The organism is Jeotgalibacillus alimentarius (assembly GCF_000829445.1).
Classification (GTDB): Bacteria; Bacillota; Bacilli; order Bacillales; family Jeotgalibacillaceae; genus Jeotgalibacillus; species Jeotgalibacillus alimentarius.
Genome location: NZ_JXRQ01000005.1, coordinates 36,949 through 56,256, shown reverse-complemented (window position 1 = coordinate 56,256; position 19,308 = coordinate 36,949). Strand labels below are relative to the sequence as shown.

Below are 19,308 nucleotides of genomic sequence, written 5' to 3'. Positions count from 1 at the left end.
CAAGTATAACATAGGTGAAACGATCATTCTTACTCAGGAGGCTTATCTTCTTTGGAATAATGTCTCAAAATTCCGATGTAAATGGCAGCTGCGATCTGCTGCTGGTAATCATCCTGCAACAGCCAATATCTCTCCTCCGGATTAGAGAGAAATCCTGCTTCAACGAGTGCACCTGGTGTCTCTGCATGACTTAATACATAGATCCCGTCAATCGGTTTTGATTTTCTTTTACTGTTGGGAATGTGGCGGTTCAGTTCGTGCTGAATGAACCTGGCAAGCCGCTCATTCTGATCATTGTACGTTGTATAAAAAGTCTGCGGACCGTTCCATCTTGTTTCAGGAATGGCATTGAGATGAATGCTGATGAATAAATCATTGTCTTTATTATTGATGAGTTCCAGTCTGTTTTTGAGATCCTCTCTTTTACGATCTCTGAACCCTTTTGTATCTTCAGCAGCCAGATCCTTATCCGTTTCCCTGGACAGAATCACAATGGCCCCCTGTTCTTCCAGATAGGCCTGCAGTTTTTTAGCAATCGATAGTGTCAGGTTCTTTTCGAGAATGGTTTCATAGCTTGCCCCACCATCGAGGCCGCCATGACCCGGGTCCAATACAATGACTTCTCCTGTTAAAGGCAGACTCCACTCTTCTACTGCATACAGCAGCGCACCTGCAGCCATTCCTATAAGCAGCACAATTGCTGCGAGTATCATCGATTTCCTCAGCATGTCCTGTCCTCCTTATTTTCTAGAGGAGTATATGCAGGGTTGGCGGAAGATAGACTTCATGGAGGGTGATTTTGATGGCGTAGTATAAGGCGGAACGGGCTAAGGGCTGGGCAGGCTGTGAATTCCATCAACCTATGTACTAATTCTCTCAATGCATGAGTCAATTCCATCAGTTGTATTTTTATTCCTTCAGTGACTAAAATGATTCAATCAGGCAGACTTCAACTTATGGTATTCCATTCAGCCTGGTTGAGTATTCCTTCAAATAATGAGTAATTCCTTCACCTGCGCACATTTTTCCATCAGCTAAATCGCAGCTGCCGCTTGTGCTGATTCCAAACACAGAAAAACCCCCAGGCATCTGCCTGAGAGTTTGTGTAAGCGAAAAAGAAAATTAACGCTTTGAGAACTGAGGTGCACGACGTGCGCCTTTAAGACCTGGCTTCTTACGCTCTTTCATACGAGCATCACGAGTCAGAAGACCTGCGCGCTTAAGTGAGCCGCGGAATTCTGGATCTACTGTAAGAAGTGCGCGGGAGATTCCGTGACGGATTGCTCCAGCTTGTCCAGTGTAACCACCACCGTTAACATTTACGTGGATGTCATAGCTTCCAAGTGTTTCAGTAATGTTAAGTGGCTGCTTGATTACTTCGCGTAGAGTTGCGAATGGGATATAGTTTTCAACGTCGCGTCCGTTGATAACGATTGTTCCGTTACCTGGTACTAGACGTACACGAGCAGTAGAGCTCTTACGACGGCCTGTGCCGATATATTGAACTTGTGCCAAGATAGTTACCTCCTCTTAAGTTTAATTAACCGCGTAGTTCGTACGCTTCTGGTTTTTGAGCCTGGTGCGGGTGCTCAGCGCCTGCATATACGTGAAGCTTCTTGAAGATCTGGCGTCCAAGAGAGTTCTTTGGAAGCATACCTTTGATTGCAAGCTCCAGCATTTGACGTGGGTACTTAGTGCGCATTTCTAGTGCTGTACGCTGCTTAAGTCCACCTGGGTGCATGCTGTGACGGTAGTAGATCTTGTCAGTCAGCTTCTTACCTGTAAGATGAATTTTATCAGCATTGATGATGATCACGTGATCACCAGTGTCAACGTTAGGTGTGAATGTCGGTTTGTTTTTACCGCGTAGAATCGCAGCTACTTCGCTTGATAGACGTCCAAGAGTCTGGCCCTCAGCGTCTACAATTAGCCACTTGCGTTCTACTTCGTGGCCTTTAGCCATAAATGTTGTACGCATGAGTTTACCTCCTAAATAAGATTATATCGTTATGAATCGCTTCATTAGTTTTGTTGTATTTATAACACTTCACTCATTGTAAGGTCCGGGTTCTTACTTGAGGGTGAAATACATACCATAGGCTATCTTATAATGTTTGACACTAGATGTCAAGAGGATGTTACACCCGGATTAGTTGTTTTAGTAATTTTTTTATTTATTTTTATTTATTTAACTTTGTTAGAGGTGGCTGATGATTTCCGCTGCAATGATCAGCCCAATTAAATTCAAAGATTTATTGATAGTTTACTTCCCACAAATACAATCCATGTGCAGGGGCTGTTTTTCCAGCAGCACCGCGATCTTTCGCTTCAAGCATCTTCATTACTTCCCCCGGCTTGTATTTGCCGGTTCCGACTTCAAGCAGTGTTCCTGCGATGATGCGGACCATGTTGTATAAAAAGCCATTGCCCCTCACTCGAAAAATCAATTCATGTTCGATTTCTTCGACCTTAATAAAATCGATTGTTCTGACACGGTCAATGACTTCTGTTTTAGCAGATGAGAAGCTTGTGAAGTCATGTTCCCCTTCTAAATGGGCTGCTGCTTCTCGCATCGCTTCCACATTTAAATGATAAGGGTAGTGAACGGCATAATGACGTCTGAATGGCAATGCTACAGTGCTTTTATCAATGATATAGCGGTATTCCTTCGTCTTAACATCAAAACGTGCATGAAACCCCTCAGATGCTTCCTCAGCGCTTAATATGGCGATATCGCGGCCGATCTTCTGGTTAAGGATGACCGGCCATTTAGCTGCGGGGATCTGGAGGTCTGTGTCAAAGTGAAAGACCTGCCCCATCGCATGAACTCCTGCATCTGTGCGGCCGCTCGCTGTGATCCGGACAAACTTCCCTTTGTGGACTTCTGAGAGCGCTTCTTCAATCTCCCCCTGGACAGTCCGCTGGCCGGGCTGTACCTGGTAACCATAAAACTGTGAGCCGTCATATGAGACGATACATTTGATACGCATACAATTCTCTCCCTATATCCAAAAACGGAACGCAGCCAGTGCCCCGGCCAGCAGAACGAGTGACAGCAGCGCAAAGGTATCACGGGCTTTCCAGAATAACAGGCGATACTTGGTTCTGCCCTCACCGCCGCGGTAGCCGCGTACTTCCATTGCTGTTGCAAGGTCTTCAGCCCTCTTAAAGGCATTCACAAACAACGGAATCATCAGTGGGACGATCGCTTTGATCCGATCCTTCAGCGGACCACTCGACATATCAGAGCCGCGGGCCATCTGCGCTTTCATAATCTTATCTGTCTCATCCATCAGCGTTGGAATAAAACGCAGTGCGATCGACATCATCAATGCCAGCTCATGTGCCGGAAATTTGATTTTTTTCAGCGGATTCAACAGACTTTCAAGACCATCCGTAATGGAGATTGGTGTTGTTGTCAGTGTCAAAAGTGACGTCATAAATACAAGCAGTGTAAATCTCATTGAAATAAAGAATGCCTGACGGATCCCTTCTTCATAGACCTGAATAAAGCCGAGGTCAAGCACCACATTTCCCTCACGTGCGAAAAACAGCTGTAAGAGGAATGTAAAAGCTATCAGAATCATCACAGGCTTCAGACCGCTGATCAGAAATCTGAGCGACAGACCTGACATCTTCACGCTTATATAAGTGAATGCAGCTGCGATGACATAGCCCCAGACATCATTTGCAATAAAGATAATGGCGATAAAAGCAAAGACGAATATCAGCTTGGCTCTCGGGTCCATCCGGTGAGCAATAGAGTCTGCCGGAATATATCGTCCGAAAATCATTTTCTCCATCATAGCGATTCGCCTCCCTGCTTCAGCATGTCAGCGAGCTCATCCATCGTCAGACAGACTTTCGGGAAAGCTTTCCCTGTCTTCTCTTCAAGCATTCGCTGGAACTTTACAACCTCAGGAACGCCAAGCCCCCATTCAGCCAGACGTGCTGTATCACTGAACAGTTCACGCGGCGGTGCTTCATGGACTTTTCTGCCTTTATGCATGACGACAACTTTGTCAGCGTAACGCGCAGCGTCCTCCATGCTGTGTGTCACTAAAACGAGTGTGATTCCGCGCTCTTGATGAAGACGATAGAACATCTCCATCATTTCGCGGCGTCCGCGCGGGTCAAGTCCTGCAGTCGGCTCATCTAATACGAGTACTTCAGGCTCCATTGCAAGCACACCTGCAATGGCCACCCTGCGCATCTGACCGCCTGAGAGATCAAACGGCGACTTCCCGAGTACCTCTTCAGGCATGCCTACTTCTTTTAACCAGAAAGCTGCACGCTTTTTCGCTTCCTGTTCTGAGACACCGAAGTTCATCGGGCCATAACAGATATCTTTCATCACTGTTTCTTCAAAAAGCTGCTGCTCAGGGAACTGAAAAACGATCCCGACTTTTTCACGGATCGGCTTTAAATCCTTTTCCTTACGTCCCGCCTTCACTGTCCGTTCCCCGATCTGTACAGTACCTGAAGTCGGTTTTAACAACGCATTTAAATGCAACAGCAGCGTAGACTTTCCTGACCCTGTGTGACCGATAATAGCTGTACACTGACCTTCAGGGATTTTAAAAGTGACGTCTTCCACTGCCTTTTTCTCAAATGGAGAATTTGCCGCATAGCGGTATTCTACTTGCTCAAGAACGATGTCCATAGTTCATTCACCAACTCTTCTTCTGTCAGCGTATTCTGCTTTAGCGGAATACCTTTTTCAGTTAATACATGCGCCATTTTTAACGGGAAAGGCAAATCAAGCCCAAGGTCAACAAGCTCCTGTCCCATTGCAAAAATATCTTCAGGCGTTCCTTCCCTGTAGACCTCTCCCTGATTCATCACAATGATCCTGTCAGCTTTTGCAGCTTCTTCGAGGTCATGTGTAATAGAAAGGACGGTCATATCTTCTTCTCTCTTAAGCTCCCGGACAAGTTCAATCACTTCCGCACGACCTGCAGGATCTAACATAGAGGTCGCTTCATCAAGAATGATAATGTCCGGTCTGAGTGCAAGCACACTTGCCATGGCTACACGTTGCTTCTGACCGCCTGAAAGATGATGTGGCTCCTGATTCAGAAAGTCATCCATCTTAACCTGCTTCAGTGCAGTTTGCACGCGCTCTACCATGATGTCCTGCGGGATCCCATGGTTCTCAAGGCCGAATGCAACGTCATCCTGAACTGTGGTGCCGACAAACTGGTTATCCGGATTCTGAAAGACCATACCGATATGACGGCGCGTATCCCAGACTGTATCCTCGTTCAGCTGGATTCCTGCGATTGTAACAGTCCCCTGTTCGGGGAAATAGAGACCGTTCATCAGCTTAGCCAGTGTGGATTTGCCGGATCCGTTATGGCCGACAATTGCTGTCCATTCGCCTTCTTTTATAGAGATTGATATATTCTTTAATACTTCTTTCTCTGTTCCGGGATATTTAAATGTAATGTTCTCGAGTGAAATCATATTGCTCATTGATCCGGAACTCCTTTCTTCTGTTCTCTGCTCTGCTAAATTTTTTAGCTCTGTTAAAGTGGCTGTTGATTTCCGCTTCAGGGGGAACGCTTTCCGCAGGGCGTGCGGTGAGCCTCCTCGGCTTCGCCTGCGGGGTCTCACCTGTCACGCTTCTCCTGCTGGAGTCGTCCCCCTTCCGCTACAATCACCAGCTGTGCTTAAACGACATTGGGTTTTATAAAAGCCAATTTTAAAAATTATTTCAGTTATGAAACGCTGATGTTTTCCGTATAGGGCTTCGCTTTCCGCGGACGAACGCCCGAGCCTCCTCAGGCAGAAAACCACTGCCCTGCGGGGTCTCGAACGATCGTTTTTCCGCAGGAGTCTTCGCCCTATACTCCAATCATCAGCTAATATTTACATACTAAATAGGTTACTTTTATGAAAAAGAAAGCACATAACACTGTTCTGTTATATAAATTAGTTTGATTCATATTCAGAGAATTGATCGCAGCGGAAAGCAGCCGTCTGCAGCGAAGATCAATTCTCGTTTGTATCTATTTATTAATTATTTTTTCATATTAAACTACATCAAACTCTCCCCTGAGTTTAACATAGCTTAATACAAAAAAAGCGCGCACCTCATTCAAGGAAATGCGCAAGTGTGACTATTATATTTCCGTCTCCATTGTGACGATGGATGAATGAGGTGCTTAGAGCTAGACGGGACAGGCGGACCTGCCCATCGTAGCGCTCTGCTTTTTGCGTGTCGTATGAATCGTTAAACAAAGAGGGCGAGAGCAGTTAGGCTCCGCCCTCTCCGGTGCAATCAGAATTATACTAATTCAATGATTACCATTGGTGCGCCGTCTCCGCGACGAGGACCAACTTTCATGATACGAGTGTATCCACCTTGACGTTCAGTATAACGAGGTGCTACATCGTTGAATAGTTTTTGAAGAGCGTATACTGTTGACTCTTCGCCTTCTTCGTTCTTAACAGTTGCCTGATCGCGACGGATGAATGCAGCTGCCTGACGACGTGCGTGCAGGTCACCACGTTTTCCAAGAGTGATCATTTTTTCTACTGTTGAGCGAAGTTCTTTCGCGCGAGCTTCAGTTGTTTCAATACGTTCGTTGACGATAAGGTCAGTTGTAAGGTCACGAAGAAGTGCTTTACGCTGAGAGCTTGTACGTCCTAACTTTCTGTAAGCCATGAAGGGTTCCCTCCTTTATTAAAATTCTGTTCTATCAGTTCATTAGTCTTCTTTACGAAGGCCTAACCCAAGTTCATCTAATTTCGCCTTAACTTCTTCAAGAGACTTACGTCCAAGGTTACGCACTTTCATCATATCCTCTTCTGACTTGTTAGCCAGTTCCTGGACTGTGTTGATTCCTGCACGCTTCAGGCAGTTGTAAGAGCGAACAGACAGATCAAGCTCTTCGATTGTCATCTCCAATACTTTCTCTTTCTGATCTTCTTCTTTTTCTACCATGATTTCTGCATTCTGTGCTTCATTGGTTAAGCCAACGAAAATGTTTAGGTGTTCAGTCAGAATCTTAGCACCTAGAGCAACAGCTTCTTTCGGGCCAATGCTTCCGTCTGTCCAGACATCAAGTGAAAGCTTATCGAAGTTAGTCAGCTGACCAACACGAGTATTTTCAACCTGATAGTTTACACGGGAAACAGGTGTGTAGATTGAATCAACCGGAATCACACCGATTGGCAGATCTTCACGCTTGTTCTGGTCTGCTGGTGTATAACCGCGTCCTCTTGATGCAGTTAAACGCATGCGAAGGTGACCGTTTTTGCCCACTGTTGCAATATAAAGATCCGGGTTAAGAATCTCTACGTCACTATCATGAGTAATATCGGCCGCAGTTACCTGCCCATCACCCTGAACATCAATTTCCAATGTTTTTTCTTCATCTGAATAGATCTTCAATGCCAGTTTCTTGATATTCATTACAACTGTTGTGACATCTTCTACGACGCCTTCGATCGTTGAAAATTCGTGCAGTACACTGTCAATCTGGATTGACGTTACTGCTGCACCAGGAAGTGAAGATAATAGGATACGACGCAAGGAGTTACCCAATGTTGTACCATACCCACGCTCAAGTGGCTCTACAACGAATTTTCCGTACTTGGCATCATCGCTGATCTCAACCGTTTCAATTTTTGGCTTTTCAATTTCGATCATTCAAATTTACCCTCCTTCAAAACGTCGAAATCCCGGAAAGGTATCCGAAATTCCCCATGTTTACGGTTCCCATTGTGCTTTACAACTGGATCTATCATCTCTGTAAGAAGGAAACTGCCTTTTCCAGTATTAACCGGAATCAGCTGATCTTATACAGAAAAATTAAACACGACGACGTTTTGGCGGGCGGCAGCCATTGTGAGGCACTGGCGTTACGTCTTTGATTGCCGTTACGTCAAGACCTGCAGCCTGAAGTGCACGAATAGCCGCTTCACGACCAGCACCAGGACCTTTTACTGTTACTTCAAGAGTTCTTAGTCCGTGTTCCATTGAAGCTTTAGCTGCTGTTTCAGCTGCCATTTGAGCTGCGAATGGAGTTGACTTACGAGATCCGCGGAAACCAAGTGAACCAGCACTTGACCATGCAATTGCATTACCCTGCGTATCAGTAATCATCACGATTGTATTGTTAAAAGTTGAGCGGATGTGTGCAATACCAGCTTCGATATTCTTTTTCACACGACGCTTACGAGTTTGTTGTTTACGTGCCATTGTAGGAAGTAACCTCCTTTACCTAATTATTTTTTCTTGTTCGCTACAGTCTTACGAGGACCTTTACGAGTACGAGCATTATTTTTCGTGTGCTGTCCTCTTACAGGAAGACCACGACGGTGGCGAAGACCACGGTATGAACCGATTTCCATTAGACGCTTAATGTTAAGTGACGTTTCACGACGAAGGTCACCTTCCACTTTGTAGCTGTCAAGGATTTCACGGATTTTGTTAAGTTCATCTTCAGTCAGATCACGAACGCGAGTGTCTTCAGAAACACCAGCTTCTTTAAGGATTTGACTTGCAGTTGATTTACCAACACCAAAAATATAAGTTAGAGAAATCACAACGCGCTTATCGCGAGGGATATCTACTCCAGCAATACGTGCCATTTACACGAGCACCTCCTTCTTTATTAGCCTTGTTTTTGTTTGTGTTTAGGATTTTCGCAAATCACCATTACTTTACCTTTTCTGCGGATGACTTTGCACTTTTCGCAGATTGGCTTAACAGATGGTCTCACTTTCATCTTATCTAAACCTCCTTAGTGGTTCGGAGTGCAAAAGATTATTTGTAACGGTAAGTGATACGGCCGCGAGTCAGATCATATGGAGATAACTCCACAGTTACTCTGTCGCCTGGCAGGATTCGAATGAAGTGCATACGAATCTTACCTGACACGTGTGCAAGCACAGTGTGACCATTTTCTAATTCTACCTTAAACATTGCATTAGGCAAAGTTTCAGCAACGGTGCCTTCAATTTCGATAACATCGTCTTTCGCCATCGAACAAATCTCCCTTCTTTATCAATCTTGCAGAGTGCTGACAAATGTCGTCACTGCATGACGCAGCTTGCCGTTTGTCACACGCCCTGTTTCGGATATACTATTTTGAACTTCAGGGGATACATAGTCGCATGAAGTCAAATGATGGATGTTTTTTTTCTTGGGCCGGTCAAACTTCCGGTTTTCACCGTCCGCAATTAAAACAAACTTTTCATCTAACCGATGAATGACAACCGCATATACTCCCGTATCGCGGCCCTTGTTCACCTGCACAATTTGCCCTATCCCGGGGGGCGAATCGGATTCAAACAAAAAGGATCACCTTCAATCAGGTTCTTGTCAGGATCTCGTAACCTTCTTCTGTGATCGCAATCGTGTGTTCAAAGTGCGCACACATTTTACCATCAACTGTTACGACTGTCCAGTTATCAGCAAGTGTCTTGACGTAGCGACTTCCTGCATTCACCATCGGTTCAACCGCTAGTACCATGCCGGGCTTCAGGCGGGGTCCCTTATCAGGTGGACCAAAATGAGGAATTTGCGGTGCCTCATGTAAGTCTTGCCCTACACCGTGCCCCACATACTCCCGTACGATTGAAAAACCGTTTTCTTCAGCATACGTTTGAACAGCATGAGAGATGTTCGACAGACGAACACCCGGTTTAGCTTCGCTCAGGCCACGGTAGAGTGATTCTTCCGTAACGTCAAGCAGCTTTTGTGTCTCTTCAGGAATCGTTCCTACCGGATAAGTCCAGGCTGAGTCACCGTGGTAGCCTTTGTACTTTGCGCCAATATCAATGCTGATAATGTCGCCGTCCTCAAGCGCGCGGTTACCTGGAATACCATGTACGAGCTCTTCATTCACAGATGCACAAATGCTTCCGCTAAAACCGTTGTATCCTTTGAAGGATGGAACTGCGTCATGCTGACGGATGAACCGGTCAGCAATCCCATCAAGTTCCTTCGTTGTGATACCAGGCGCTATATGCTTTTGCAGCTCCTGATGGGTTAACGCAACGATCTTGCCTGCTTCGCGCATGATCTCAATCTCGCGAGGAGTCTTGCAAATGATCATTAGCGAAGGCCCCCAAGCAATTCATCAACATCAGCGAATACCTTATTGATATCCTGCTGGCCGTCAATGTCTCTGAGCACACCCTTTTGACTGTAAAAGTCAAGAAGCGGCTGAGTTTGCTTCATATTAACATCTAAACGATTTTGTACAGTTTCAGGCTTGTCATCTTCACGCTGGTAAAGTTCTCCACCGTCTTTATCACAAGTACCTTCTACTGCAGGAGGGTTGAATACTGTGTGATACGTCGCACCGCAGGTCTTACAAATCCAGCGGCCGGTAAGACGCGTCATCAGTTCTTCTTTTTCCACCTTAATGTTTAGAACATAGTCAAGTTCTTTGCCAAGGTCTTTGAGTAATGCATCAAGCGCATCGGCCTGTGCCACTGTTCTCGGGAATCCATCTAACAGAAACCCTTCTTGGCAATCATTTTTGCTTAATCGTTCACGGACAATACCGATCGTTACTTCGTCCGGTACCAGGTCACCCTGATCCATGTACGATTTCGCCTTCATTCCAAGCTCTGTGCCGTCTTTAATCGCTGCACGGAACATATCCCCTGTCGAAATGTGAGGGATATTATATTTTTCAATAATTCTTTCAGCCTGAGTACCTTTACCAGCACCAGGTAATCCCATTAAAACAATATTCACAAGTAAGCCCCCTCATTTACGATGGGCTTCAGGGCTCTCACCCCAAAACCATGTGATTATCTCATGAACCCTTTATAATTCCGTTTTACCAGCTGTGCTTCAAGCTGCTTCATTGTCTCAAGTGCAACCCCTACAACGATCAATAGGCTAGTACCGCCAATTTGAACCGATTGAGGAAGCCCTGCAAGATTAATGAAGAAGATTGGCAGGATTGAAATTACTGAAAGGAAAATCGCACCTACGAAAGTTAAACGGTAAAGAACGCTTGTCAGGTAATCCTGAGTCGCTTGTCCAGGTCGGATCCCTGGGATATAACCACCTTGTTTTTTAAGGTTTTCTGCCATATTCTCCGGATTCACCTGAATGAATGCGTAGAAATACGTGAACGCAACGATCAGCGCAACGTAAATCGTCATACCGATTGGCTGCGTGTAATCAAATACTTCCTGAATCGTTGTTGTAATGTTGTTTTGACCAAAGAAAGTTACGAGTGTCTGCGGTGTGATAATAAAGGAAATCGCAAAGATAACCGGAATTACCCCTGCAGCATTCACTTTCAATGGAATGTGTGACGACTGTCCGCCCGTTGCCGGTGCATTCTTGCCGCCTACACGCTTTGCATATTGAACCGGGATTTTACGCAATGCCTGCTGGACGAAAATAACGCCAACTGTAATTGCGACAATCGCGAGTACCAATAGTGCCAGAATCACGATGTTTAGGAAAAGCTGTTCCCCTGCACCCTGAATCTGTTGTGCGTATAACTGATTAACGCCATTAGGAATAGCGGCCACGATACCTGCAAAGATAATGATGGAAATACCATTTCCAACACCTTTTGCTGTGATCTGCTCTCCTAACCACATTAAAAAGGCTGTCCCGGCTGTCAGTACAACTGCGATTAGCATGTACGTTGTAATCGAAGTATCAGGGATCAGTGATCCGCCGTACATACGATTGAAGCCATAAGACATTCCGATTGCCTGGATGAATGCCAGTACAATCGTGAAGTAACGTGTAAACTGAGCCAGCTTACGACGTCCAACATCTCCCTGCTTTGACCACTCAGCAAATTTCGGAACAACGTCCATTTGCAAAAGCTGTACAATGATGGAGGCCGTGATATACGGCATAATGCCCATCGCGAGGATCGAGAAGTTGATTAATGCTCCACCGCCGAATGTATTCATAAATCCGATCAGGCCGGCCATTTCATCCTGTGCCTGAAGAACTTGTGCGTCTACACCCGGAACTGGAATGAAAGTTCCGATCCTAAAGACCACCAACATTAAAAGGGTGAAAATAATTTTATTTCTTATATCACCCACGCGCATAAAATTGGAGATTGTCCGAAACATTAAACCACCTCAGTTGTTCCGCCGGCAGCTTCAATTGCTTCTTTAGCAGCAGAAGAGAATTTGTGAGCTTTAACAGTCAGCTTCTTCTCTACGTTACCTTTAGCAAGGATCTTGATTCCTGCTAATTCTTTGCTTACTACTCCAGTTTCGATTAGAAGTTCCGGAGTTACTTCCGTACCTTCGTCAAAACGGTTAAGTGTGTCAAGATTAACAACCGCATATTCCTTACGGTGGATGTTAGTGAATCCACGTTTTGGAAGACGGCGTGCTAATGGGTTCTGACCACCTTCAAAGCCTGGTCTTACGCCTCCGCCTGAACGAGCGTTTTGACCTTTGTGACCTTTACCTGAAGTTTTACCATTACCAGAACCGATACCGCGACCAACGCGATTGCGCTCTCTGCGGGATCCTTCTGCAGGTTTTAACTCATGAAGTTTCATAGTGGCACCTCCTTGTTGATAAACATGAAATTAGATTTCTTTAACTGATACCAGGTGAGACACTTTATTGATCATTCCGCGAATAGCTTCGTTATCCTGCTGTTCAACAGTCTGGTTAGTCTTACGAAGACCAAGAGCCTGAACTGTTGCACGCTGATCTTTACTGCGTCCGATCACGCTGCGAGTGAGGGTAATTGCTAGTTTATTTGCCATCACTTATCCCTCCTTATCCTAACAGTTCTTCCACTGACTTGCCACGTAGCTTAGCAACGTCTTCTGCACGCTTAAGCTGCTTAAGGCCGTCAATTGTGGCACGAACCATGTTGATTGGTGTGTTAGAACCTAGTGATTTTGAAAGAATGTCGTGGACACCTGCAAGTTCAAGTACCGCACGAACTGGTCCACCAGCGATAACTCCTGTACCAGGAGATGCTGGCTTGATGAAGATTGAGCCTGCACCGAAGCGGCCTGTAACAATGTGAGGAGTAGTTCCTTCAACCATTGGTACTTCAATCAGATTTTTCTTCGCGTCTTCGATTGCTTTACGGATCGCATCAGGAACCTCTTGGGCTTTACCTGTACCGAAACCTACATGGCCATTCTTGTCTCCTACTACTACTAGAGCAGAGAAACGGAAGCGGCGGCCACCTTTAACAACCTTAGCGACACGGTTAATCGTAACTACGCGTTCTTCAAGTTCAAGTTTGTTTGGATCAATGCGACGCATCTGGATTGTCCCTCCTTTTTCTATTAAAATTCAAGTCCGTTTTCACGTGCAGCTTCAGCAAGAGCTTTCACACGTCCGTGGTAAAGATATCCTCCACGGTCGAATACGACTGATTTCATTCCTTTTTCTGCTGCGCGTTTAGCGATTGCTTCGCCAACTTTTTGTGCAGCCTCGACGTTTCCGCCAGATTCAAGCCCAAGCTCCTTCGTAGATGCAGCAGCTAGTGTTACGCCATTAGCATCATCGATAAGCTGAGCGTAGATGTGCTTGTTTGAACGGTAAACATTCAAACGCGGACGAGATTCAGTTCCCGTGATCGTTGTACGAACACGCGCATGACGTTTTTTACGTACCGCATTCTTGTCAACTTTAGTAATCAATCAAGGTCACTCCTTTCATGCGCCTAAGTGGCATTATTTACCTGTTTTACCTTCTTTACGACGAACGTATTCGCCTTCGTAACGGATTCCTTTACCTTTGTAAGGCTCTGGAGGACGAACGTCACGGATGTTTGCAGCTAGTGCGCCTACGCGCTCTTTGCTTGCGCCTTTAATTGTAACCTTTGTGTTTGAAGGAACTTCGATTTCGATTCCTTCTTCCGGTGTGATCTCAACCGGGTGTGAGTATCCTACGTTAAGAACAAGCTTGTTACCTTGTTTCTGTGCACGATATCCAACCCCGATAAGCTCAAGGCTACGTTCGAAACCTTTAGATACACCCTCGATCATGTTGTTCAGGATCGCACGAGTAGTACCGTGGATTGTACGGTGTTCTTTTGAGTCAGAAGGGCGGACAACTGTAAGTGTGCTGCCTTCCTGCTCGAATTTCATTTCTGAATTAAAAGTGAATGAAAGTTCACCTTTAGGTCCTTTAGCAGTAACATGTGAACCGTCAAAAGTTAATGTTACATCTGAAGGTACCTCGATTGGTTTTTTTCCTACACGAGACATTTTGTTGCACCTCTCTTTCGATTAAAAGATATTACCAGACGTATGCTAGAACTTCTCCGCCCACTTGCTTAGAGCGAGCTTCTTTGTCAGTTACAACGCCAGTTGAAGTAGAAACGATTGCGATTCCAAGACCGTTCAGTACACGTGGAAGCTCATCAGCTTTTGCGTATACGCGAAGTCCAGGCTTAGAAATACGCTTAAGGCCAGTGATAACACGCTCATTGTTTGCACCATACTTAAGGAAGATGCGAATGATACCCTGCTTGCTGTCCTCGATATATTCAACGTCACGGATGAAACCTTCACGCTTAAGGATTTCTGCGATTTCTTTCTTCATGTTAGAAGCAGGAACCTCTAGCTTCTCGTGACGGACCTGATTCGCATTACGGATGCGAGTCAGAAGATCTGCGATTGGATCTGTCATTGTCATATTAATTTACCTCCTTCCCAAAATCGGGTATTACCAGCTGGCTTTCTTAACGCCAGGAATTTGACCCTTGTATGCTAGTTCACGGAAACAAATACGGCACAGCTTGAATTTACGCAGTACTGAGTGTGGACGTCCGCAACGTTCGCAACGTGTATACTCTTGTACTTTGAATTTCTGTTTGCGCTGTTGTTTCGCAATCATTGATTTTTTAGCCACGTTTACGCCTCCCTTTTGTAGAGATTACTTTTGGAATGGCATACCGAATTGTGTAAGAAGCTCACGAGACTCTTCGTCTGAGTTAGCTGTCGTAACAATTACGATGTCCATGCCACGTACTTTGTTTACTTTGTCATAATCGATCTCTGGGAAGATTAGCTGCTCTTTAACACCAAGAGTGTAGTTACCGCGTCCGTCGAAAGACTTTTTAGATACTCCGCGGAAGTCACGTACACGTGGTAGAGATACAGAGATTAGCTTGTCTAGGAAGTCATACATACGCTCGCCGCGAAGTGTAACTTTCGCTCCGATTGGCATACCTTCACGAAGACGGAAACCTGCGATAGATTTCTTAGCTTTTGTAATTAGAGGCTTCTGACCAGTGATAGTCGTAAGCTCTTCTACAGCTGTATCCAGTGATTTAGTGTTTTGAACTGCTTCACCAACACCCATGTTGATTACGATTTTTTCGATTTTTGGCACCTGCATTACAGAAGTGTAATCGAACTTCTTAACTAGAGCAGGTGTGATTTCACTATTGAACTTTTCTTTTAGGCGGTTCATGCTTGAGTACCTCCCCTCTTCATTAACTATTTATCTAAAGATTCACCTGATTTTTTAGCAATACGTACTTTCTTACCGTCCTCAACTTTATAACCAACGCGTGTTGGTTCGTTAGTTTTCGGATCGATCAGCATCACGTTTGATACGTGAACTGCTGCTTCCATGTTAGAGATTCCACCTTGTGGATTCATCTGTGAAGGTTTTGAATGTTTCTTGACGATGTTCACACCTTCAACAATTACGCGGTCAGCTTTCGGATTAGCAGCAAGTACAGTACCTGTCTTGCCTTTATCTTTTCCGGAAATAACCATTACTTTATCGCCTTTTTTAACGTGCATCCTGTCGCACCTCCTTGATACGGTGGTTGATTATCAATTAAAGAACTTCTGGTGCTAGAGAAACAATCTTCATGAAGTTGCTGTCACGAAGTTCACGAGCAACCGGTCCGAAGATACGAGTTCCACGAGGGCCTTTGTCGTCACGAATGATGACACAAGCGTTCTCATCAAACTTGATGTACGTGCCATCTTTACGACGAACACCGCTCTTTGTACGAACGATTACCGCTCTTACAACTTCACCTTTTTTAACAACGCCTCCTGGTGTTGCTTGTTTCACTGTGCAGACGATCACATCACCAATATTAGCAGTCTTGCGGCCTGAACCTCCAAGAACTTTAATGGTTAATACTTCACGTGCGCCAGAGTTGTCAGCTACTTTTAAACGCGATTCCTGTTGAATCATGTAGGTTACCTCCCTTCGGAATTACATTTCCGAACAATATATTAGATAATAACCGCTTCTTCTACGACTTCCACTAGACGGAAACGTTTTGTTGCTGAAAGCGGACGAGTTTCCATAATACGAACAATATCGCCAGTCTTGGCTTGGTTTTGTTCATCGTGAGCTTTGTACTTCTTAGAGTACTTTACTCGTTTGCCATAAAGTGAATGTTTCTTTTGAGTTTCAACTAGCACTGTGATTGTTTTGTCCATTTTGTCCGAAACAACACGGCCAGTGTAAACTTTACGCTGGTTGCGTTCACTCATGCTGCAAACCTCCTCTCAGTTATCAGTTGTTAGCGCCAATTTCTCTTTCACGAATCACGGTTTTCATGCGAGCAATGGCTTTTCGTACTTGACGGATGCGAGCAGTGTTTTCAAGCTGACCAGTAGCCAGTTGGAAACGAAGGTTAAATAGCTCTTCCTTCAAAGATTTTACTTTTTGTTCAATTTCGGCAGTGGTTAGGTCACGAATTTCATTAGCTTTCATTTGATTCACCACCAATTTCTTCTCGTTTTACAAACTTAGTCTTAACCGGAAGTTTGTGTGATGCAAGACGAAGTGCTTCACGAGCAACTTCTTCAGATACTCCAGCGATTTCGAACATAATCTTACCCGGCTTTACAACTGCTACCCATCCTTCTGGTGCCCCTTTACCGGAACCCATTCGGACTTCTAGAGGTTTCTTAGTGTAAGGCTTGTGTGGGAAGATTTTAATCCATACTTTACCGCCACGTTTCATGTAACGAGTCATCGCGATACGGGCAGACTCGATCTGACGGTTAGTGATCCAGCTAGCTTCAAGAGCTTGAAGACCGTATTCACCAAAGCTTACTTCAGTACCGCCTTTTGCCTGGCCGCGCATTTTTCCGCGGTGTACACGACGATATTTCACGCGTTTAGGTAATAACATGATTAGTTTCCTCCTTCCTCGGATTTCTTGTGGTTCTTGGTAGGAAGAACTTCTCCACGGTAGATCCATACTTTAACTCCGAGCTTACCATACGTAGTATCCGCTTCAACGTGAGCGTAGTCGATGTCAGCGCGAAGAGTATGAAGTGGAACAGTACCTTCACTGTAATGTTCAGCACGTGCGATGTCTGCTCCGCCTAGACGACCAGAAACCTGAGTTTTGATCCCTTTAGCGCCAGCCCGCATTGTGCGTTGGATTGATTGCTTCTGTGCACGACGGAAAGACACACGGTTTTCCAGTTGACGTGCAATGTTTTCACCTACAAGTTTCGCATCAAGGTCAGCGCGTTTGATTTCAACGATGTTGATGTGAACTCGCTTGCCAGTGATCTTGTTAAGGTCTTTACGAAGTGCTTCGACTTCAGTACCACCTTTACCGATAACCATACCTGGCTTAGCAGTGTGAATTGTAATGTTGATGCGGTTAGCCGCACGTTCGATTTCTACTTTAGAAACTGATGCTTCTTTCAGACGACCTTCGATGTAGTCACGAACTTTAAGGTCTTCATGAAGTAAGTCTGCGTAGTCTTTGCCTGCGAACCATTTTGATTCCCAGTCACGAATGACTCCGATACGTAGTCCAATTGGATGTACTTTTTGACCCACGTGTTATCCCTCCTTTTTTTCAGATACCACGATTGTAATGTGGCTTGTACGTTTATTAATGGCACTTGCACGACCTTGTGCACGAGGACGGAAACGTTTAAGTGTTGGTCCTTCGTTAACATATGCTTCAGAAATCACAAGGTTGTTAATGTCCATGTCGTAATTATGCTCAGCGTTCGCTACAGCAGATTTTAATACTTTCTCGATTACTGGTGATGCAGCGCGTGGTGTGTGGTTCAAAATAGCCACCGCTTCGCCAACCTGCTTACCGCGGATTAAATCTGCTACTAGGCGTACTTTACGAGGAGCAATACGAACTGTGTTTGCAACAGCTTTTGCTTGCATTAGGATAGCCTCCTCTCAATTAGCGTCTTGTTTTCTTATCATCACTTGCGTGACCTTTGTACGTACGGCTTGGCGCGAATTCGCCAAGTTTATGACCAACCATATCTTCAGTCACGTAAACTGGTACGTGTTTGCGTCCATCGTATACAGCGATTGTATGACCGATGAAGTTAGGGAAGATAGTAGAACGACGAGACCAAGTTTTTACAACCTGCTTCTTGTCTGATTCGTTAAGCTTCTCAACTTTTGACATTAAATGATCGTCCACAAAAGGTCCTTTTTTCAAGCTGCGACCCATATTGGAACCTCCCTTCGTGATTGCCCTACGGCCCGTTTAATGAACCGTAGCTCAATCCCGTTATTTTTTACGACGGCGTACGATAAACTTATCGGACTTGTTTGTCTTCTTACGAGTCTTGTAACCAAGAGTTGGTTTGCCCCATGGTGACATTGGTGATTTACGGCCGATTGGCGCTTTACCTTCACCACCACCGTGTGGGTGATCATTCGGGTTCATTACAGAACCACGTACAGTTGGGCGCTTGCCTAACCAGCGTGAACGTCCTGCTTTACCGATGTTGATTAGTTCGTGTTGTTCGTTACCAACTTGTCCTACAGTAGCACGGCAAGTTGCAAGGATCATACGAGTTTCGCCTGAGTTAAGACGTACAAGCACGTATTTACCTTCTTTACCTAGAACCTGTGCTGATGTACCAGCTGAACGTACCAGCTGACCACCTTTACCAGGCTTAAGCTCGATGTTGTGGATTACTGTACCCACTGGAATGTTAACTAGTGGAAGTGCGTTACCTGTTTTGATGTCCGCTTCAGGGCCTGACATGATTTCCATGCCTACTACAAGTCCTTTAGGAGCTAGGATATAACGCTTCTCACCATCAACGTAGTTGATTAGTGCAATGTTTGCTGAACGGTTTGGATCATATTCGATCGTAGCAACGCGTCCTGGAATGCCATCTTTCGTACGAGCGAAATCGATGACACGGTATTGGCGCTTATGGCCTCCACCTTGATGACGAACTGTTAACTTACCCTGGTTGTTACGGCCACCCTTACGCTTAATTGGCGCAAGAAGCGATTTTTCCGGCTTGCTAGTTGTAATCTCAGCAAAGTCAGAAGCTGTCATGCCGCGACGACCATTAGAGGTAGGTTTGTACTTTTTAATCGCCATGTCTGTTC

At 45.1% G+C, this 19,308-nt stretch carries 34 protein-coding genes; all 34 read right to left on the bottom strand.

Translation table 11 applies throughout. The features are described from left to right. Nucleotides 1-29: 29 nt before the first annotated feature. Nucleotides 30-728, bottom strand: a complete 699-nt coding sequence (cwlD, locus tag KP77_RS00845) for an N-acetylmuramoyl-L-alanine amidase CwlD (RefSeq protein ID WP_041120858.1) — start codon at nt 726-728, stop codon at nt 30-32. Nucleotides 729-1,122: 394 nt separating this feature from the next. Continuing rightward, entirely contained in the window at nt 1,123-1,515 is a 393-nt protein-coding gene (gene rpsI, locus KP77_RS00840) for a 30S ribosomal protein S9 (protein WP_041120857.1), read from the bottom strand. 25 nt (nt 1,516-1,540) lie between these two features. Then, complete coding sequence (rplM, locus tag KP77_RS00835) at nt 1,541-1,978, bottom strand: 50S ribosomal protein L13 (protein WP_041120856.1); 438 nt, start codon at nt 1,976-1,978, stop codon at nt 1,541-1,543. Nucleotides 1,979-2,252: 274 nt separating this feature from the next. Beyond that, the gene (gene truA, locus KP77_RS00830) at nt 2,253-2,990 is read right to left on the bottom strand and encodes a tRNA pseudouridine(38-40) synthase TruA (RefSeq protein WP_041120855.1); all 738 of its coding nucleotides are present in this window, start codon (nt 2,988-2,990) and stop codon (nt 2,253-2,255) included. Nucleotides 2,991-3,002: 12 nt separating this feature from the next. After that, a complete protein-coding gene (locus KP77_RS00825; protein WP_041120854.1) occupies nt 3,003-3,806 on the bottom strand; it encodes an energy-coupling factor transporter transmembrane component T family protein in 804 nt (267 codons plus the stop codon). After that, nucleotides 3,803-4,663: an energy-coupling factor ABC transporter ATP-binding protein gene (locus KP77_RS00820; protein WP_041120853.1), complete on the bottom strand. Its 861-nt coding sequence runs from the start codon at nt 4,661-4,663 to the stop codon at nt 3,803-3,805. Before KP77_RS00820 ends, KP77_RS00825 begins: the two co-directional genes overlap by 4 nt. After that, on the bottom strand, nt 4,639-5,475 hold the full coding sequence (locus KP77_RS00815) for an energy-coupling factor ABC transporter ATP-binding protein (protein ID WP_041120852.1): 837 nt from the start codon (nt 5,473-5,475) through the stop codon (nt 4,639-4,641). The genes KP77_RS00820 and KP77_RS00815 overlap by 25 nt, the downstream gene beginning before the upstream one ends. A gap of 814 nt (nt 5,476-6,289) precedes the next feature. Beyond that, nucleotides 6,290-6,670: a 50S ribosomal protein L17 gene (gene rplQ / locus KP77_RS00810; RefSeq protein WP_039806331.1), complete on the bottom strand. Its 381-nt coding sequence runs from the start codon at nt 6,668-6,670 to the stop codon at nt 6,290-6,292. Between the two features lie 42 nt (nt 6,671-6,712). Next, nucleotides 6,713-7,657 (bottom strand): DNA-directed RNA polymerase subunit alpha, encoded by a 945-nt coding sequence (locus tag KP77_RS00805; RefSeq protein ID WP_039806329.1) that lies wholly within the window; start codon nt 7,655-7,657, stop codon nt 6,713-6,715. 162 nt (nt 7,658-7,819) lie between these two features. Beyond that, the gene (gene rpsK, locus KP77_RS00800) at nt 7,820-8,209 is read right to left on the bottom strand and encodes a 30S ribosomal protein S11 (protein ID WP_041120851.1); all 390 of its coding nucleotides are present in this window, start codon (nt 8,207-8,209) and stop codon (nt 7,820-7,822) included. Nucleotides 8,210-8,235: 26 nt separating this feature from the next. Next, complete coding sequence (rpsM, locus tag KP77_RS00795; RefSeq protein ID WP_041120850.1) at nt 8,236-8,601, bottom strand: 30S ribosomal protein S13; 366 nt, start codon at nt 8,599-8,601, stop codon at nt 8,236-8,238. A 23-nt stretch (nt 8,602-8,624) separates the two neighbouring features. After that, a complete protein-coding gene (rpmJ, locus tag KP77_RS00790; protein WP_003156543.1) occupies nt 8,625-8,738 on the bottom strand; it encodes a 50S ribosomal protein L36 in 114 nt (37 codons plus the stop codon). 38 nt (nt 8,739-8,776) lie between these two features. Further along, nucleotides 8,777-8,995, bottom strand: coding sequence for a translation initiation factor IF-1 (gene infA, locus KP77_RS00785; RefSeq protein ID WP_039806323.1), 219 nt, complete (start codon nt 8,993-8,995; stop codon nt 8,777-8,779). A 21-nt stretch (nt 8,996-9,016) separates the two neighbouring features. Further along, nucleotides 9,017-9,307 (bottom strand): KOW domain-containing RNA-binding protein, encoded by a 291-nt coding sequence (locus tag KP77_RS00780; RefSeq protein ID WP_041120849.1) that lies wholly within the window; start codon nt 9,305-9,307, stop codon nt 9,017-9,019. Nucleotides 9,308-9,323: 16 nt separating this feature from the next. After that, nucleotides 9,324-10,070, bottom strand: a complete 747-nt coding sequence (gene map / locus KP77_RS00775) for a type I methionyl aminopeptidase (protein ID WP_041120848.1) — start codon at nt 10,068-10,070, stop codon at nt 9,324-9,326. After that, on the bottom strand, nt 10,070-10,720 hold the full coding sequence (locus KP77_RS00770) for an adenylate kinase (protein ID WP_041120847.1): 651 nt from the start codon (nt 10,718-10,720) through the stop codon (nt 10,070-10,072). Before KP77_RS00770 ends, map begins: the two co-directional genes overlap by 1 nt. 56 nt (nt 10,721-10,776) lie before the next feature. Next, on the bottom strand, nt 10,777-12,078 hold the full coding sequence (secY, locus tag KP77_RS00765) for a preprotein translocase subunit SecY (protein ID WP_041120846.1): 1,302 nt from the start codon (nt 12,076-12,078) through the stop codon (nt 10,777-10,779). Continuing rightward, on the bottom strand, nt 12,078-12,518 hold the full coding sequence (gene rplO / locus KP77_RS00760) for a 50S ribosomal protein L15 (protein ID WP_041120845.1): 441 nt from the start codon (nt 12,516-12,518) through the stop codon (nt 12,078-12,080). Before rplO ends, secY begins: the two co-directional genes overlap by 1 nt. 30 nt (nt 12,519-12,548) lie before the next feature. Beyond that, a complete protein-coding gene (gene rpmD, locus KP77_RS00755; protein WP_039806311.1) occupies nt 12,549-12,731 on the bottom strand; it encodes a 50S ribosomal protein L30 in 183 nt (60 codons plus the stop codon). Between the two features lie 13 nt (nt 12,732-12,744). Continuing rightward, on the bottom strand, nt 12,745-13,245 hold the full coding sequence (gene rpsE / locus KP77_RS00750) for a 30S ribosomal protein S5 (protein WP_039806310.1): 501 nt from the start codon (nt 13,243-13,245) through the stop codon (nt 12,745-12,747). Nucleotides 13,246-13,268: 23 nt separating this feature from the next. Further along, nucleotides 13,269-13,625, bottom strand: a complete 357-nt coding sequence (rplR, locus tag KP77_RS00745) for a 50S ribosomal protein L18 (protein ID WP_041120844.1) — start codon at nt 13,623-13,625, stop codon at nt 13,269-13,271. 33 nt (nt 13,626-13,658) lie between these two features. Continuing rightward, nucleotides 13,659-14,195, bottom strand: coding sequence for a 50S ribosomal protein L6 (gene rplF / locus KP77_RS00740; protein ID WP_039806306.1), 537 nt, complete (start codon nt 14,193-14,195; stop codon nt 13,659-13,661). A gap of 31 nt (nt 14,196-14,226) precedes the next feature. Beyond that, nucleotides 14,227-14,625: a 30S ribosomal protein S8 gene (gene rpsH / locus KP77_RS00735; RefSeq protein WP_041120843.1), complete on the bottom strand. Its 399-nt coding sequence runs from the start codon at nt 14,623-14,625 to the stop codon at nt 14,227-14,229. A gap of 30 nt (nt 14,626-14,655) precedes the next feature. Further along, nucleotides 14,656-14,841 (bottom strand): 30S ribosomal protein S14, encoded by a 186-nt coding sequence (gene rpsN / locus KP77_RS00730; protein ID WP_036787751.1) that lies wholly within the window; start codon nt 14,839-14,841, stop codon nt 14,656-14,658. A gap of 24 nt (nt 14,842-14,865) precedes the next feature. Next, nucleotides 14,866-15,405, bottom strand: a complete 540-nt coding sequence (rplE, locus tag KP77_RS00725) for a 50S ribosomal protein L5 (RefSeq protein WP_041120842.1) — start codon at nt 15,403-15,405, stop codon at nt 14,866-14,868. 26 nt (nt 15,406-15,431) lie between these two features. Beyond that, nucleotides 15,432-15,743 carry a 50S ribosomal protein L24 gene (gene rplX / locus KP77_RS00720; protein WP_041120841.1) on the bottom strand — a complete coding sequence of 104 codons (312 nt, stop codon included), beginning with the start codon at nt 15,741-15,743 and terminating at the stop codon, nt 15,432-15,434. 37 nt (nt 15,744-15,780) lie between these two features. Further along, nucleotides 15,781-16,149: a 50S ribosomal protein L14 gene (gene rplN, locus KP77_RS00715; RefSeq protein WP_039806296.1), complete on the bottom strand. Its 369-nt coding sequence runs from the start codon at nt 16,147-16,149 to the stop codon at nt 15,781-15,783. Between the two features lie 41 nt (nt 16,150-16,190). Then, the gene (gene rpsQ, locus KP77_RS00710; protein WP_039806294.1) at nt 16,191-16,454 is read right to left on the bottom strand and encodes a 30S ribosomal protein S17; all 264 of its coding nucleotides are present in this window, start codon (nt 16,452-16,454) and stop codon (nt 16,191-16,193) included. Between the two features lie 22 nt (nt 16,455-16,476). Next, complete coding sequence (gene rpmC / locus KP77_RS00705; protein WP_039806292.1) at nt 16,477-16,677, bottom strand: 50S ribosomal protein L29; 201 nt, start codon at nt 16,675-16,677, stop codon at nt 16,477-16,479. Continuing rightward, nucleotides 16,667-17,101, bottom strand: a complete 435-nt coding sequence (gene rplP / locus KP77_RS00700) for a 50S ribosomal protein L16 (RefSeq protein ID WP_039806290.1) — start codon at nt 17,099-17,101, stop codon at nt 16,667-16,669. The genes rpmC and rplP overlap by 11 nt, the downstream gene beginning before the upstream one ends. 2 nt (nt 17,102-17,103) lie before the next feature. Beyond that, nucleotides 17,104-17,766, bottom strand: coding sequence for a 30S ribosomal protein S3 (gene rpsC / locus KP77_RS00695; RefSeq protein ID WP_041120840.1), 663 nt, complete (start codon nt 17,764-17,766; stop codon nt 17,104-17,106). 3 nt (nt 17,767-17,769) lie between these two features. Further along, nucleotides 17,770-18,111: a 50S ribosomal protein L22 gene (gene rplV, locus KP77_RS00690; RefSeq protein WP_039806287.1), complete on the bottom strand. Its 342-nt coding sequence runs from the start codon at nt 18,109-18,111 to the stop codon at nt 17,770-17,772. Nucleotides 18,112-18,130: 19 nt separating this feature from the next. Further along, on the bottom strand, nt 18,131-18,409 hold the full coding sequence (gene rpsS, locus KP77_RS00685; RefSeq protein ID WP_041120839.1) for a 30S ribosomal protein S19: 279 nt from the start codon (nt 18,407-18,409) through the stop codon (nt 18,131-18,133). 60 nt (nt 18,410-18,469) lie between these two features. Continuing rightward, nucleotides 18,470-19,300: a 50S ribosomal protein L2 gene (gene rplB / locus KP77_RS00680; RefSeq protein WP_041120838.1), complete on the bottom strand. Its 831-nt coding sequence runs from the start codon at nt 19,298-19,300 to the stop codon at nt 18,470-18,472. Nucleotides 19,301-19,308: the final 8 nt, after the last annotated feature.